This window comes from Mesorhizobium sp. M0772 (genome assembly GCF_040320135.1).
In the GTDB taxonomy this organism is placed as follows: Bacteria; Pseudomonadota; Alphaproteobacteria; order Rhizobiales; family Rhizobiaceae; genus Mesorhizobium.
In genome coordinates this window covers 1-13,084 of the sequence record NZ_JAMYPB010000048.1, presented here as the reverse complement: position 1 = coordinate 13,084, position 13,084 = coordinate 1, and the positions used below count along the sequence as shown (strand labels likewise).

Genomic DNA, 13,084 nt, shown 5'->3' with positions numbered 1-13,084 from the left:
GCCATATCGCTGAAGATCAAGCAGGCCTGGGCCGGGACGGCCCGTACAGGCGACGCGATCGAGGGGTGCTGTTACAAATGATTGCGCTCAGCTCCCGTCCGACGACATCGCGCCGAGCAGCCGGCGTATATCGCCGAACCTGGCGATCGAGCCGAACACCAGTGCCGCCACCGCCACGAAGAACACCGAGACCGAAGCCATGGTCGGCGTGTAGCCGTAGCGCAGCGCGTTGAAGATCTTGATGGGCAGCGTCTCGGTGGTGAAGCCGATCGTCATGTAGGCGACGATGTATTCGTTGAGCGACAAGACGAAGGCGAAGGCGTAGCCCGAGACGAGGTAGGGCAGGATCAGCGGCAGCACCACGGCCTTCAGCACCGTGCGGTCGTCGGCGCCCATGGTGGCGGCGGCCTCTACCAGCGAGCGGTCGATCGAGGCAAAGCCCAGCGACAGCGTCACCAGCGGCAGCGTCACGAAGAAGATGGCGTGGCTGATGATGGCGGTGAAGAACTGGCCGAACAGCCCGACCGTCGCCCAGAAGGAGAGGAAGCCGAGCGCGGTGATGACCGGCGGCAGGATGAAGGGGGCAAGCCCCAGCACCTGAAAGATGTTTGCCCATGGCGCGATGCGCCGCCATAGGAACCAGGCCAGCGGCAGCGCCACCGCAACAGCGATCGCCGCCGAACAGACGGCCAGCGTCACCGAATGGATCAGCGCCAGCCGCCATTCCGGATCGGTGAAGATCTGGGCGTACCAGGCGAGCGAGAAACCGACCGGCGGGAAGCTGAGTTCCTGCCGCGAGTTGACCGAAACCCCGGCCACCACGATCAGCGGCGCCGCCAGGAACAAAGCGACGATGGTGAAATAGACACGGCGCAGCAAGGTCGCGGTCATAGTGCATTCTCGCGGCGTCCGACGAGCAGCGTCAGTCCGACCAGCGCCAGCGAGATCAGCACCAGGAACACCGCCATTGCGGCTGCGAACGGCATGTTGGACTGGTAGATCGCCTGGTCGGTGATCAGCACGGACAGCGTCCAGTGTTGCGGCCGTCCGAGAATCTGCGGCAGCAGGTAGGAGCCGAGCGCAAACACGAAGACCATGATCAGCGTCGCCACGATGGTGTTGCGCAGCGCCGGCGCGACGACGTTGAAGAAGGCGCGGATAGGCGAGGCGCCGAGCGTGCGCGCGGCCTCTAACAGAGTCGGATCGAGGCGGACCAAAGCGGGGTAAAGCACCAGGATCGTATAGGGCAGCGCCTGGTAAACCATGCCGGTCAGCACCGCGCCGAAGGTCGGCAGCAGCGCCACCGGCTTGTCCATCAGCCCGATCGCCACGAACAGATTGGTGATGCCCGCCGTGCGCGAAAACAGCGTCGACCAGGCAAAGCCGATAATGACTTCCGACAGCGACAGCACCGACAACAGGCCGACCAGCCACAGCGTCTGCACGCGGCGCGGCCGGCGGGTCAGGAGGTAGGTGAAGGGGAAGGCGATGGTCACGCAGCAGACGGCGACCAGCACCGCCAGCATCAGCGAAAAGCCGAGCACGCCGCCGAAGAACACCGACAGGAAGCGGGCGTAATTGTCGAACACGAAGTCCGGCGTGTAGAAACCGGACGGGTTGCGCTTGAAGAAGCTCACCGCGATCATCGTCGAGAAGGGCACGACGAAGAAGACGATCAGCATCAGCGCCGGAAAGAACAGTGGCGTGTAGTCGGCTATGGACTTCGGGGCTTCGCGTCTCATGCGCCGAGCACCACGCAGCTTGCCGGTGGCAGCGTGACCCCGACCTTGGCGCCGACCGGCACGTCATGCCGCTCGCGCGGCGTCGTCACCGCAATGATGCTGGTGCCGCCGACGTCGACGAAGGTCTCGATGGTGCCGCCGAGATCGCGAACGAAACTCACCTCGCCGGTAATGGCCGAGCCGCCGGGGCTGCCCAGATGCACGTCCTCCGGGCGGACCGAAACAGACGCTTTGGTCTGACCCGCCGGCATGGCAAGACCTGGAATGGCTGTGCCCAGAATGGTGGTGCGCCCGGTGCTGTCGATCTCGGCCGGCAGCAGATTGGTGATGCCGATGAAGTCGGCGACGAAGGCGTCGGCCGGCTTGCGGTAGATCTCGATCGGCGGCGCCGCCTGCAGGATTCTGCCGTGGCCCATGACGACGACCAGGTCGGCCATGGTCATGGCTTCGCGCTGGTCGTGGGTGACGACGATGGTGGTGATGCCCAACCGCTGCTGCAACTGGCGCAGTTCCACCTGCATGGCCTCGCGCAATTTGGCGTCGAGCGCCGACAGCGGCTCGTCGAGCAGGAACAGTTTCGGCGACAGCGCCAAGGCCCGCGCAATTGCCACGCGCTGGCGCTGACCGCCCGACAGTTTGGCCACCGGACGGTCGGCAAAGCCGGTCAGATGGATGAGGCCCAGCAACTCGTCGACGCGTTTCTTCTGCTCCTCCTTCGAGGCGCCGCGAATGCGCAGCGCATAGGCGATGTTGTCGCCGACGGAGAGATGCGGAAACAGCGCCAGCGACTGGAACACCATGCCGAGATTGCGCTTGTGCGTCGGCAAAGGCGTGATGTCCTCGCCGTCGAGCACGATGGCGCCGCTGGTCGGCTCCTCCAGTCCGGCAATCATGCGCAGCAGCGTGGTCTTGCCGCAGCCCGACGGGCCGAGCAGACACACGAACGTGCCATGCGGCACGTTGAGCTGGACATTGTCGACGGCGGCGAAGTTGCCGAATTTTTTGGTGACGGCGTTGATGTCTAGTCCGGACATGCTCATCCCTTGGAGGGTTTGCTAAGGGGCCGCCGGACTATGCCGGCGGCCGCTGTGGTTCAGACGGATCGAACGGCTCAGCCGACGATCAGCTCGGTCCACTTCTGGTTGATCCAGTCGGCCTTCGATGTATAGAGGTCGTAGCGCGGGATGATCGGATCGATATCCGACGACACCGCGGCGAACTCTTCCGGCTTGAGGTCGAGCACCTCCTTCTTCAGCGTAGGCGTGGTGCCGACCTTGCGCGACATCAGACCCTGCATCGACGGCTGGCTCATATAGTCGATGAATGCATGCGCCTCGTCGACCTTGGTCGAGGCGCGCGACAGCACCCAATTGCCGGAATCCTGGATGCCGCCTTCCTTCGGGAAGGTCGAGCGGACATGGAAGCCGTCGGCGACCGCGAGGCCGGTGACGTCGTGATAATACTGGCCCATCGGGATCTCGCCCGACTTCAGCGCCTGCTCGAACTGCGCCTCGTCGCGATACCACAGCCGGACATTCGGCTTGAGCTCGGCGAGCTTTTCGAATGCCTTGTTCAGTCCGTCCTCGGTGTCGAGCGCATTGGTGCCGCCCATGAAGGTCTTTGCCGTCACTTCGAGCAGGAACGAGTTCGAGGCAAGTGCCAGAAGGCCAAGCTTGTCCTCATTGGCCTTGTCCCACAGCGTCTCCCATGAGGTCGGCGCATCCTTGTAGACGTCGGTGTTGGAGACCAGCGTGATCCACCAGGCGACGGCGCCGATGCCGGCGACCCGGCCATCCGGATATTTGTTGACGAAGCGCGGCAAGAGGTCGTTGTAGTGCTTGAACTTCGACGTATCGAGCGGCGTCCATAATTCGGTCGACTGGCCCTTCAGCGTCGAGGTCTGCGACATCATCGAAAGGTCGGCCGGCGCCTGGCCTGCCTTGGACGCCTGTTCGAGCTGCACCAGCCAGGCTTCGCCGGTCGGCTCGGCGACCGATTCCACTGCAATGCCGGTGGCCTTGGTAAAATCGGGGAAGACGTGCTCGTCAAAGGATTTCTTGAAATAGCCGCCATAGACGCCGACCTTCAGCGACTTGTCCTGCGCGCGCAGGATCGACGGCATGGCGAGCACGCCGGCTGTAGCGAGGCCCGCACCAAGCACGCCGCGCCGTGTCAGGGATTTTCCAATCAGTCTGTTCATCTGGTTTCTCCTCAGTTGATGCCGTTCTATTCCGGCAGGTTCCCTTCACGCACTGTCGCCGCCTGGCGTCAGTGGGCCGCCGCTCGTTGTTCGAGCGTACGGGCGTATTGCGTCAGTGGAAAGCACATGACGAAGAAGATCAGCGCCACCAGCCCGTAGACCTTGAACGGTTCGAAGGTGGCGTTGTTGATGGCGTTGGAGGTTCTGACCAGCTCCTCGAAGCCGATGATCGAGGTCAGCGCCGTCGATTTGATCAACTGCACCAGGAAGCCGACGATCGGCGCCCTAGTGATCGAGAACGCCTGCGGCAGGATGATCAGCCTGAGCTCCTGCAGACGGTGCAGGCCTAGGCTGGCACCGGCGTCCCACTGCCCGCGCGGCAGCGCATCGACGCCGCTGCGCCAGATCTCGGCCAGATAGGCGCTGGCGAAGAAGGTCAGGCCGAGCACCGCTGCCGTCCATGGTTCGATGCGCAGGCCGAGCATCGGCAGGCCGAAGAACATCAGGAACAGCTGCATCAACAGCGGCGTTCCCTGGAACAGGGCGATGTAGCCGGAAGCGATGCGCCGGCTCCATTTATTCTCTGCGATCCTGAAGAACAGCACGATCAGCCCGACCAGCGCGCCGCCGACAAAGGCCGCCAGCGACAACAGCACCGTCCAGCGGGCGGCGAGCAGCAGATTGCGAACGATGTCCCAGAAGGTGAATTCGATCATGTGACACCTGCCCCCAACACGCGGCGCCCGCCTGTGACCAGCAGCCGGCGCAAGGCCATGGACAGGACGAGGTAGACCAGGGTCACGACGAAATAGGTTTCGAAGGACCGGAAGGTGCGGGCTTGCAGCATGTCGGCCTCATAGGTCAGCTCGCGCACGGCGATCTGCGACACCACGGCCGATTCCAGCATCATGATGACGATCTGGCTGGTCAGCGCCGGATAGATCACCTTGAGCGCCTGCGGCAGCACGATCTTGACAAACACCTGGCGTGGCCGAAGCCCGAGTGCCAAGGCGGCTTCCGTCTGTCCGCCGGGCACGGCATCGAGACCGGCGCCGACGATTTCAATCGTGTAGGCCGCCATGTTGAGCGTCATTGCCAGCATGGCGGCCAGGATCGGATCGAGCCTTATGCCGAGGCTGGGCAGGCCGAAGAAGATGAAGAACAGCTGCACCAGGAACGGCGTGTTGCGCATCACCTCGACATAGACCGCGATGGCGCGCTTCACGAATACCGGGCCGTTGCGCCGGCCGGCAGCGCCCAGGATGCTGAGCAGCGTGCCCACGAGCGTGGTCACGACGATCAACAGGATCGTCGTGGCCGCGCCGCGCGCGATGTCGCCCACAGCACCTGGGAGCCAGGCAAAGGCCACGAGAACTCAATCCTTGAGGTTGTCGGGATTGAGCGGCGTCTTCAGCCAGGCCTTCGAGCTCTCATCGAGCTTGCCGTCGGCCAGCATCTTGGCAACCGCATCATTGACCGCCGTCTTCAGCCGGTCCTCTTTCTTGTTAAGGCCGATATGCGAAGGCGAGGTCAAAAGCTGGAACTTCTGCTCCGGCTTCAGCGCGTCCTGCTTGGCCAGCACCTGGGCGCCGACATCATTGCCGACCACCATCAGCTGGGTCTGGCCGGAGATGAAGGCCTGGATGACGGAGTTGTAGTTGTCGAAGCGCTTGATGTCGGCCGATGCCGGCGCCGCTTCGGTCAGCGACGTATCCTCCAGCGTGCCGCGATTGACGGCGATCGACTTGTCGGCGAGATCTTCCTTGCCTTTGACCGAAAGCGCCGCCGGACCGATGACGGCGATGTAGTAGGGCGCATAGGCGGCGGCGAAATCGATCACCTCCTCGCGCTCCTTGGAATAGCCGACGCTCATCAGGATATCGACGCGCTTGTCGGTGAGATACGGGATGCGGTTCTGGCCGGTGACGCTGACCAGATTGAGCTTCACCTTAAGTGAATCGGCGATCGCCTGCGCGACGTCGACGTCGTAACCCTTGATGCTCATATCGGCGCTGGCCGAGGAGAAGGGCGGAAAGTCGGAGAAGATGCCGACATTGATGGCGCCGGCCTTGGTGATGTCGTCGACGGCGTCGGCATTGGCAAGGGAGGCGAAGCCGAGGCCGGCGAGCATCAGCGCAGCGGCGATGGTTGATTTCATATGGATTGTCATTGGTATTCCCCTTCTGGAAGCTTGTTTGTTTTGGAAACGGCCGCCGGCTCCAGCGCGGCGGCCGCCTTTGCATGTGAAATCCGTCAGGCCCCCTTGCCGGTGATCGCCGGGCTGAACACCATCAGGCTCAGGATCTCGAACAGGACCTGGGCGCCGACATGGGCGGTGTTGGTGGTCGCGTCATATTGCGGCGCCACCTCGACGACATCGCCGCCGACAATGTTGAGGCCTTTCAAGCCGCGCAGCAGTTCGAGCACCTCGCGCGTCGTCAGGCCGCCGATTTCCGGCGTGCCGGTACCCGGCGCGAAGGCCGGATCGACACTGTCGACGTCGAAGGAAATGTAGGTCGGGCCGTCGCCGACGATTCTGCGCGCCTTCTCGATGATGGCCGGAATGCCGAGACCCGTCACCTCTTCGGCATGCACGACCGTCATGCCGGATTCGTAGGTGAACTCCCACAGATATTCGGCCGAGCCGCGGATGCCGATCTGGATGGTGCGGGTGGGGTCGAGGACGCCGTCCAGCACCGCGTTGCGGAACGGGCCGCCATGGTGGAACTTGGTCATGTCGAACAGCCCGCTTGTGTCGCAATGGGCATCGATATGGATCATGCCGACCGGCGCCTTCTTGCCGACCGCCTTCAGGATCGGATGGCTGATCGAGTGGTCGCCGCCGACCGAGAGCGGCAGCACGCCGGCATCGACGATCTGGTTGGTGCGGCGCTCGATATCCTCGTGGCTGATCTCCAGCCGGTAGCGGCTGCGGAACGGCGTATCGCCGATGTCGGCGACGCGAAGCTCATGCGTCGGGGCGCATTCCAGCACGTGGTTGTAGGGTCCGATGCGCTCGATGGCGCGCAGCGCCCTGGGTCCAAAGCGCGAGCCGGGCCGGTTGGTGACGCCGAGATCCATCGGCACGCCGATGATCGCCACCTGCAAATCGCCGAAATCGGGATTGTCGGCTGCGATTTCGCGATAGGGCGCGGCGAGGAAGGTCGGGATGCCGGCATAGGGCGCGAGTCGGGTGCCGCTCTTGGAGAAGATCTTGTCGGCGACCTTGCGGAACTTCGGGTCGAACATCTCGCCGCCATGGCTCTCGCCATACTTGCGGCGCAAGGCTTCCAGCTTGCCTCTGTCATAACCCATGTCGGTCTCCTCCTGCCGGGCTGATGCATGCGGCCGTGGCGACATCTGCGAACTGACCGTCACCCGGCCGGGTCGCTGTCCCGCTGGCTGCCTGCAGATTTCACATCATTGATGCTGTTGACCTGCCAAAGTGTCCGGCAGCCGCATTGAAAAATCAATTGATATTGTTACGGTGCTGATTGTGAGAAAATCTCACAAAGTATCCGGTTGCTCATGGCCAAGCGTCTGCCCCCCTTGAATCCCTTGCGCGCCTTCGAGGCGACGGCGCGGCATGCCTCGCTGACCAAGGCGGCGAGTGAGCTCAACGTCACCCACGGCGCAATCAGCCACCAGATCAAGGCGCTCGAGCAATCACTCGGCGTAAAACTGTTCGAACGCACCGGACAGCGGGTAAAGCTCACCCCGCACGGCGCCGAATTGCTGCCGGCGGTCTCGACCGCCTTCGACGGCATCGCCGCCGCCACCCAGCGCATGACCAGGCCAGCCAGCGCCGGTACGCTGTCGGTCTCCTGCGTGCCGGCGCTGCTGCTTCTGTGGATGACGCCGCGGCTCGGCAGCTTCATGGCGCAATATCCTGATATCAGGTTGACGCTGATCCCGTCCAACGACCCCAAGGACATCCGCGCCCCACAGGTCGATGTCTGCGTGCTCTATGGCGACGGCAGCTGGACCGATTGCTGGATGCGCAAATGGTCGGGCCTCGAACTGTTCCCGGTGGTCAGCCCGACGCTGATCAACAACCGGCCGCTCCGCATCTGCCGGGATCTTGCTGGCCATGTCATCCTGCATGGCGATGATGGCCGCGAATGGCACACCTGGCTGGCCGCCGCCGATGGGCTCGACCTCGAACGTGGCCGCCGCCACCATCTCGGCGACGCCCGTACGGCGATCGAAGCCGCGGTGCACGGACATGGCGTGGCGCTCGGCGATTCCGTCACCGCCAGCATGCTGCTCGCCAGGGGCCTGCTGGTGGCGCCGTTCAGCCTGTCGGTGCCGGCGGTCGACGATTTCTATGTGGTCTGCCGCAACGAGATGCGTTCGGCGCCGATCGTGCAATTGTTCGTCGACTGGCTGTTCGCCGAAAAGGAACAAGCCGACAGCCGCGCCGACGCGCCGGTGGCCGGCCGCATCGGCAGCCGCCGGAAGCGTCCGGCGCTGAGGGTGGTGGGCGCCAAGAGTTGAGGCTGGACCGGAGCGACTGCTTTTTGTCGGGCCAGCCCGGAAAGCGGGAGGCGCTTTCAAAAATTCAATGCTAATAAGCTCTTGCCGGGCAATTCCAGGAAAACTGTGCGGCGGTTTCCCGTCCGGAATTGCGTAAGAAAGACGTGAGCAGCGAAGGCGACGGCAGGACATGGCAAGAACCGATATAGCGCGGCGCGTCTATAACCACACCTGGAAGCTGGACCCGATCGTCCGCAGCCTGCTCGACACCGATTTCTACAAGCTTCTGATGCTGCAGATGATCTGGGGCATGTACCCCAAGGTCGACGCCACCTTTTCGCTGATCAACCGCACTACCTCGGTGCGGCTTGCCGACGACATCGACGAAGGCGAATTGCGCGACCAGCTCGACCATGCCCGCACGCTGCGCTTCTCCAAGAAGGAGATGATCTGGCTTGGCGGTAACAATTTCTATGGCCGCAAGCAGATCTTCGAGCCGGAATTCCTCGCCTGGCTGGAAGGTTTTCGGCTGCCCGACTACGAGCTCTCCAAGCGCGACGGACAGTACGAGCTCTCCTTCAGTGGCCCCTGGATGTACACTACGCTGTGGGAAATCCCGGCGCTGGCGATCATCAATGAGCTTCGTTCCCGCGCCGCCATGCGCGCCTTCGGTCCCTTCGCGCTTGACGTGCTCTATGCACGCGCCAAGGGGAAGATGTGGGCCAAGACCGAACGCTTGAAGGCGCTGCCCGGCATCCGCATCTCCGATTTCGGCACCCGCCGCCGCCATTCCTTCCTGTGGCAGCGCTGGTGCGTCGAGGCGCTCAAGGAAGGCATTGGCGAAGCCTTCACCGGCACCTCGAACGTGCTGCTGGCGATGGACAACGACCTCGAAGCGCTCGGCACCAACGCGCATGAATTGCCGATGGTTTTTGCCGCCCTTGCCAAGTCGGAAAAGGAATTGAAGGAATCGCCCTACAAGGTGCTGCAGGACTGGCAGCGCTATTACGGCGGCAACCTGCTGATCGTGCTGCCCGACGCTTTCGGCACCGCATCCTTCCTGCGCGACGCCCCGGACTGGGTCGCCGACTGGACCGGCTTCCGCCCCGACAGCGCGCCGCCGATCGAAGGCGGCGAAAAAATCATCGACTGGTGGCGCGAGAAGGGCAAGGACCCCAGGCAGAAGCTGCTGATCTTCTCCGACGGTCTCGAGGTCGAAACCATCGAGGAGACCTACAGGCACTTCAAGGGCAAGGTGCGCATGTCCTTCGGCTGGGGCACCAACCTCACCAACGATTTCGAAGGCTGCGCGCCGACCGAAACCAACAGCCTGGATGCGATATCGCTGGTCTGCAAGGTAACGGAGGCCAATGGCCGGCCGGCGGTGAAGCTGTCGGACAATCCGGCGAAAGCGACGGGCGACAAGAAGGAGATCGAGCGCTATCTCCGGATTTTTGGGGCGAAGGACCGCGTGGAGCAGCTGGTCAAGGTTTGAGGGTCGGCGGGTGCCTTGCTGGACGAAATGGAAATCGCGATAGCGTGAGTTCCCGCCCACCCCCCTCTGTCCTGCCGGACATCTCCCCCGCAAGGGGGGAGATTGGCAGCGTCGAGTACCGCGCCTCTTTCTTCACCCTTGAAAGTTGGCGAAAGCCCCGGCGACATCCAATCTCCCCCCTTGCGGGGGAGATGGCCGGCAGGCCAGAGGGGGGTGTGAAGGATCGCGTCAGGCTGACATATGTCGCCTGCTCCCCCACCCTCACACTCCTCCCCACCCCCGCCCTCGCCCACGCCTCCGACCGCGGCCACGTCCTCCTCCTCCCGACGGGCTACTACATCGCCGGCGGCGCGCTCGCCGTCGCCGTCAGCTTCCTCGTCCTCGCCCTGCTGCCACCCGCAACCCTCGACCGCTTCTGGCGCCGCCGCCTGCCGCTCTTCCCATTCGCCGACACCGCCCGCATAATCATCGGCCTCATCTCCTTTGCCGGCTTCGCAACCCTCATCGCCGCCGGCCTGTTCGGCAGCCGCGACCCGCTCTCCAATCCGCTGCCGCTAACCATCTGGACGCTGCTCTGGGTCGGCCTTGCCATCGCCCAAGGCCTGTTCGGCGATCTCTGGTCGTGGCTGAACCCATGGTATGGCCCGTGGCGGATCGTAAGCCGCCTGTTCGAGCTTCGTGGCGGTGAGGGACAGGAATCGCGTTTGCCTTCATGGCTCGGCTGCTGGCCGGCCGTTATCCTGTTCTTCGCCTTCGCCTGGTTCGAGCTGATCGACCCGGCGCCCGACGATCCGGCGCGGCTGGCCTATGCCGCCGGCCTCTACTGGTTGCTTACCTTCATCGCCATGCTCGCCTTTGGCTACCGCGATTGGAACCGGCGCGGCGAATTCCTGACGATCTTTTTCGCCATGGTGGCTCGTTTCGCCATCGTCGAGCGCGATGAGCACGGTCGCCTCGCTCTCTGCTGGCCGGGCTCAAAACTGCTCGGCGCGGCACCCCTGCCGGCAAGCGGCATCGCTTTCCTGCTGCTCAGCCTGTCATCGGTGTCCTTCGACGGCCTGTCGAAAACCTTCTTCTGGCTCGGCCTGTTCGGCATCAACCCGCTGGAATATCCCGGCCGCACGGCGCTCATCGGCGTTAGCAGCTTCGGCCTAGTGCTGACCTTCGTTCTGCTGGCGGCGGCATTCCTGCTGGCCGTCATCCTCGGCCAGCGCCTCGCCGGCAGCCGACATTCCCTCCGCGAGGCCGCCGGGCTGCTGGTGTGGTCGATCGTGCCGATCGCGCTTGCCTATCATGTCGCGCACTATCTGACGGCGCTGCTGGTCGACGGCCAGTATGCGATCGCCGCTCTGTCCGACCCGTTCGCGCTGGGATGGAACCTGTTCGGCGCCGCCGACATGCAGATCGAGGCCGGCATCGTCGCCGGCGCCGACTCCGCCTGGTGGCTGTGGAACCTGCAGGCCGGCATCATCATCGCCGGCCATATGCTGGCGGTGCTCGTTGCCCATGGCCTGGCCTGGCGACTGCACCAGGTGCCATCGCGCGCCGCCCTCAGCCAGTTGCCGCTCACCATGCTGATGATTGCCTACACGATCTTCGGCCTGTGGTTGCTTGCCACGCCGACGGCCGGATGAGACAAGCTGATCAACATGCCTTTGCGGAAAGCCCGCTTGCAAGCTCTGTGCTTTGGTGATTTAGTTTGTACACATGCAATTTCTGCCCCTCCTGCAAGGGAGTGGCCTTGCCTCGTTACAGACAGTCAAAACTCAAAAACAGGGGAACTGCCGTGACTGACAAGAATGGGTTTTTCGATCTCTCCAAATCCACCCTTAGCCGCCGCACCGCGCTGAAAGGTCTCGCCGCCGGCGCCGGGCTGACGCTCGCGCCCGGCTTCGTCCGCTACAGCCAGGCGCAGAGTTCGGCGCCAATCAAGATCGGCTTCCAGTCGCACCGCACCGGCATCGGCGCCGCCTATGGCCGCTGGTATGAAAAGACCAGTGCCGCCGCGGTCAAGGCGATCAACGACGCCGGCGGCATCAATGGCCGACCTGTCGAACTGGTGATCGAGGATGACGGCACCGATCCCGGCCGTGGCGCCGAGGTGGTCGGCAAGTTCGCCACCCAGCACAAGACCGACATCGTCTTCGGCACGCTGTTCTCGCATGTGGTGATCGGCTCGGCGCCGGCCGCCGGCGAAAACAAGATCCCGTATTTCGTCGTCAGCGAAGGCCACCACGTCGCTTCGACCAAGCTCAACCGCTACGTCTTCCAGCCTGGCATCACCGATGTGAAGAGCCAGATCCAGTCGATGGCGCCGTGGATCGCGGCCAATGCCGGCAAGAAGGTGACGCAGATCTTCCCGGATTTCGCCTTCGGCTACGACCATCGCGACTACCTGCCGCCGGCGCTGAAGGCGCAAGGCGCCGAGGTCATCGCCCAGATCGCCATCCCGCCGACAGAGTCGTCTTTCACGAAATACTTCCCGCAGATACCCGCCGAGACCGAAGTCATCTACCACGTGATGGTCGGCCCGGCCGTGCTCACCTTCGTCAAGGAACTCGGCGAGTTCTACGGCTCCAACCGGCCGCAGCTGTTCGGCTTCATCGATTCGCTCGAAGCCACCGACATCAACAGCCCCGGCCTCGAATTCCTGGACGGCAGCCATTTCTGGGAAGGCTCGCCGCGCTATGCCCAGGCCAATGACTCGGCCGCGCAGAAAGCCTACCGCGCCGCCGTTGGCATCGACGAAAATGGCGCTGCCGTTGGCGACCCCAAGGACGTCTCCACCGCCGCCCACATGTTCGGCTGCTGGGAGACGCTCTATGTCGTCAAGAAGGCGATGGAAGACGCCGGCTACAAGGGCCCGGAAGACCGCGCCAAGCTGGTCGAGGCGACCGAGGCGCTGACCGAATTCGCCGAAGGGCCGGAGCATCCGCAGGGGCCGAAGACCTTCAACGGCAAGATCCACCAGTGTTTTGGCATCCAGAACATCTCCAAGGTCGAAGGTGGCAAGCTGAATGTCGTCCACAAGACCAAGATCGAGGACGGGCTTTACGAGGCCGAAGGGGATTATACGACGCAGGCGCTGTGAGGCGCCTTACCCTCCCCCTTGTGGGGAGGGTCGGCACGCAAGCTTCGCACTTTTGCGAAGCTTGCGAGACGGGGTGGGGG

Annotated in this window: 12 protein-coding genes; 4 read left to right on the top strand and 8 right to left on the bottom strand. The window is 63.7% G+C overall.

Annotated features, from left to right (window positions below; all coding sequences use genetic code 11):
- Positions 1 to 87 precede the first annotated feature (87 nt).
- From NKI06_RS24885 to speB, 8 genes are all read right to left on the bottom strand, one after another.
- On the bottom strand, positions 88 to 891 hold the full coding sequence (locus NKI06_RS24885; RefSeq protein WP_352987503.1) for an ABC transporter permease: 804 nt from the start codon (positions 889 to 891) through the stop codon (positions 88 to 90).
- Complete coding sequence (locus NKI06_RS24880) at positions 888 to 1,742, bottom strand: ABC transporter permease (RefSeq protein WP_023683573.1); 855 nt, start codon at positions 1,740 to 1,742, stop codon at positions 888 to 890. The genes NKI06_RS24885 and NKI06_RS24880 overlap by 4 nt, the downstream gene beginning before the upstream one ends.
- A complete protein-coding gene (locus NKI06_RS24875; protein ID WP_023671274.1) occupies positions 1,739 to 2,776 on the bottom strand; it encodes an ABC transporter ATP-binding protein in 1,038 nt (345 codons plus the stop codon). The genes NKI06_RS24880 and NKI06_RS24875 overlap by 4 nt, the downstream gene beginning before the upstream one ends.
- Before the next feature lie 77 nt (positions 2,777 to 2,853).
- Positions 2,854 to 3,942: an ABC transporter substrate-binding protein gene (locus NKI06_RS24870; protein WP_023671275.1), complete on the bottom strand. Its 1,089-nt coding sequence runs from the start codon at positions 3,940 to 3,942 to the stop codon at positions 2,854 to 2,856.
- A 68-nt stretch (positions 3,943 to 4,010) separates the two neighbouring features.
- On the bottom strand, positions 4,011 to 4,658 hold the full coding sequence (locus NKI06_RS24865) for an amino acid ABC transporter permease (RefSeq protein ID WP_023683572.1): 648 nt from the start codon (positions 4,656 to 4,658) through the stop codon (positions 4,011 to 4,013).
- On the bottom strand, positions 4,655 to 5,311 hold the full coding sequence (locus NKI06_RS24860; protein WP_023683571.1) for an amino acid ABC transporter permease: 657 nt from the start codon (positions 5,309 to 5,311) through the stop codon (positions 4,655 to 4,657). Before NKI06_RS24860 ends, NKI06_RS24865 begins: the two co-directional genes overlap by 4 nt.
- Positions 5,312 to 5,317: 6 nt before the next feature.
- Positions 5,318 to 6,112, bottom strand: a complete 795-nt coding sequence (locus tag NKI06_RS24855) for a transporter substrate-binding domain-containing protein (RefSeq protein WP_352987501.1) — start codon at positions 6,110 to 6,112, stop codon at positions 5,318 to 5,320.
- 83 nt (positions 6,113 to 6,195) lie between these two features.
- Complete coding sequence (gene speB / locus NKI06_RS24850; RefSeq protein WP_023700439.1) at positions 6,196 to 7,257, bottom strand: agmatinase; 1,062 nt, start codon at positions 7,255 to 7,257, stop codon at positions 6,196 to 6,198.
- Between the two features lie 213 nt (positions 7,258 to 7,470).
- Between speB and gcvA the strand changes: the two genes are divergently transcribed.
- From gcvA to NKI06_RS24830, 4 genes are all read left to right on the top strand, one after another.
- Positions 7,471 to 8,439 (top strand): transcriptional regulator GcvA, encoded by a 969-nt coding sequence (gene gcvA / locus NKI06_RS24845; RefSeq protein WP_023671280.1) that lies wholly within the window; start codon positions 7,471 to 7,473, stop codon positions 8,437 to 8,439.
- 169 nt (positions 8,440 to 8,608) lie between these two features.
- Positions 8,609 to 9,913: a nicotinate phosphoribosyltransferase gene (gene pncB / locus NKI06_RS24840; protein ID WP_023683568.1), complete on the top strand. Its 1,305-nt coding sequence runs from the start codon at positions 8,609 to 8,611 to the stop codon at positions 9,911 to 9,913.
- A 191-nt stretch (positions 9,914 to 10,104) separates the two neighbouring features.
- The gene (locus NKI06_RS24835) at positions 10,105 to 11,547 is read left to right on the top strand and encodes a hypothetical protein (RefSeq protein ID WP_352987500.1); all 1,443 of its coding nucleotides are present in this window, start codon (positions 10,105 to 10,107) and stop codon (positions 11,545 to 11,547) included.
- 152 nt (positions 11,548 to 11,699) lie between these two features.
- The gene (locus NKI06_RS24830; RefSeq protein WP_023689191.1) at positions 11,700 to 13,004 is read left to right on the top strand and encodes an ABC transporter substrate-binding protein; all 1,305 of its coding nucleotides are present in this window, start codon (positions 11,700 to 11,702) and stop codon (positions 13,002 to 13,004) included.
- The last annotated feature ends 80 nt before the right edge of the window (positions 13,005 to 13,084 follow it).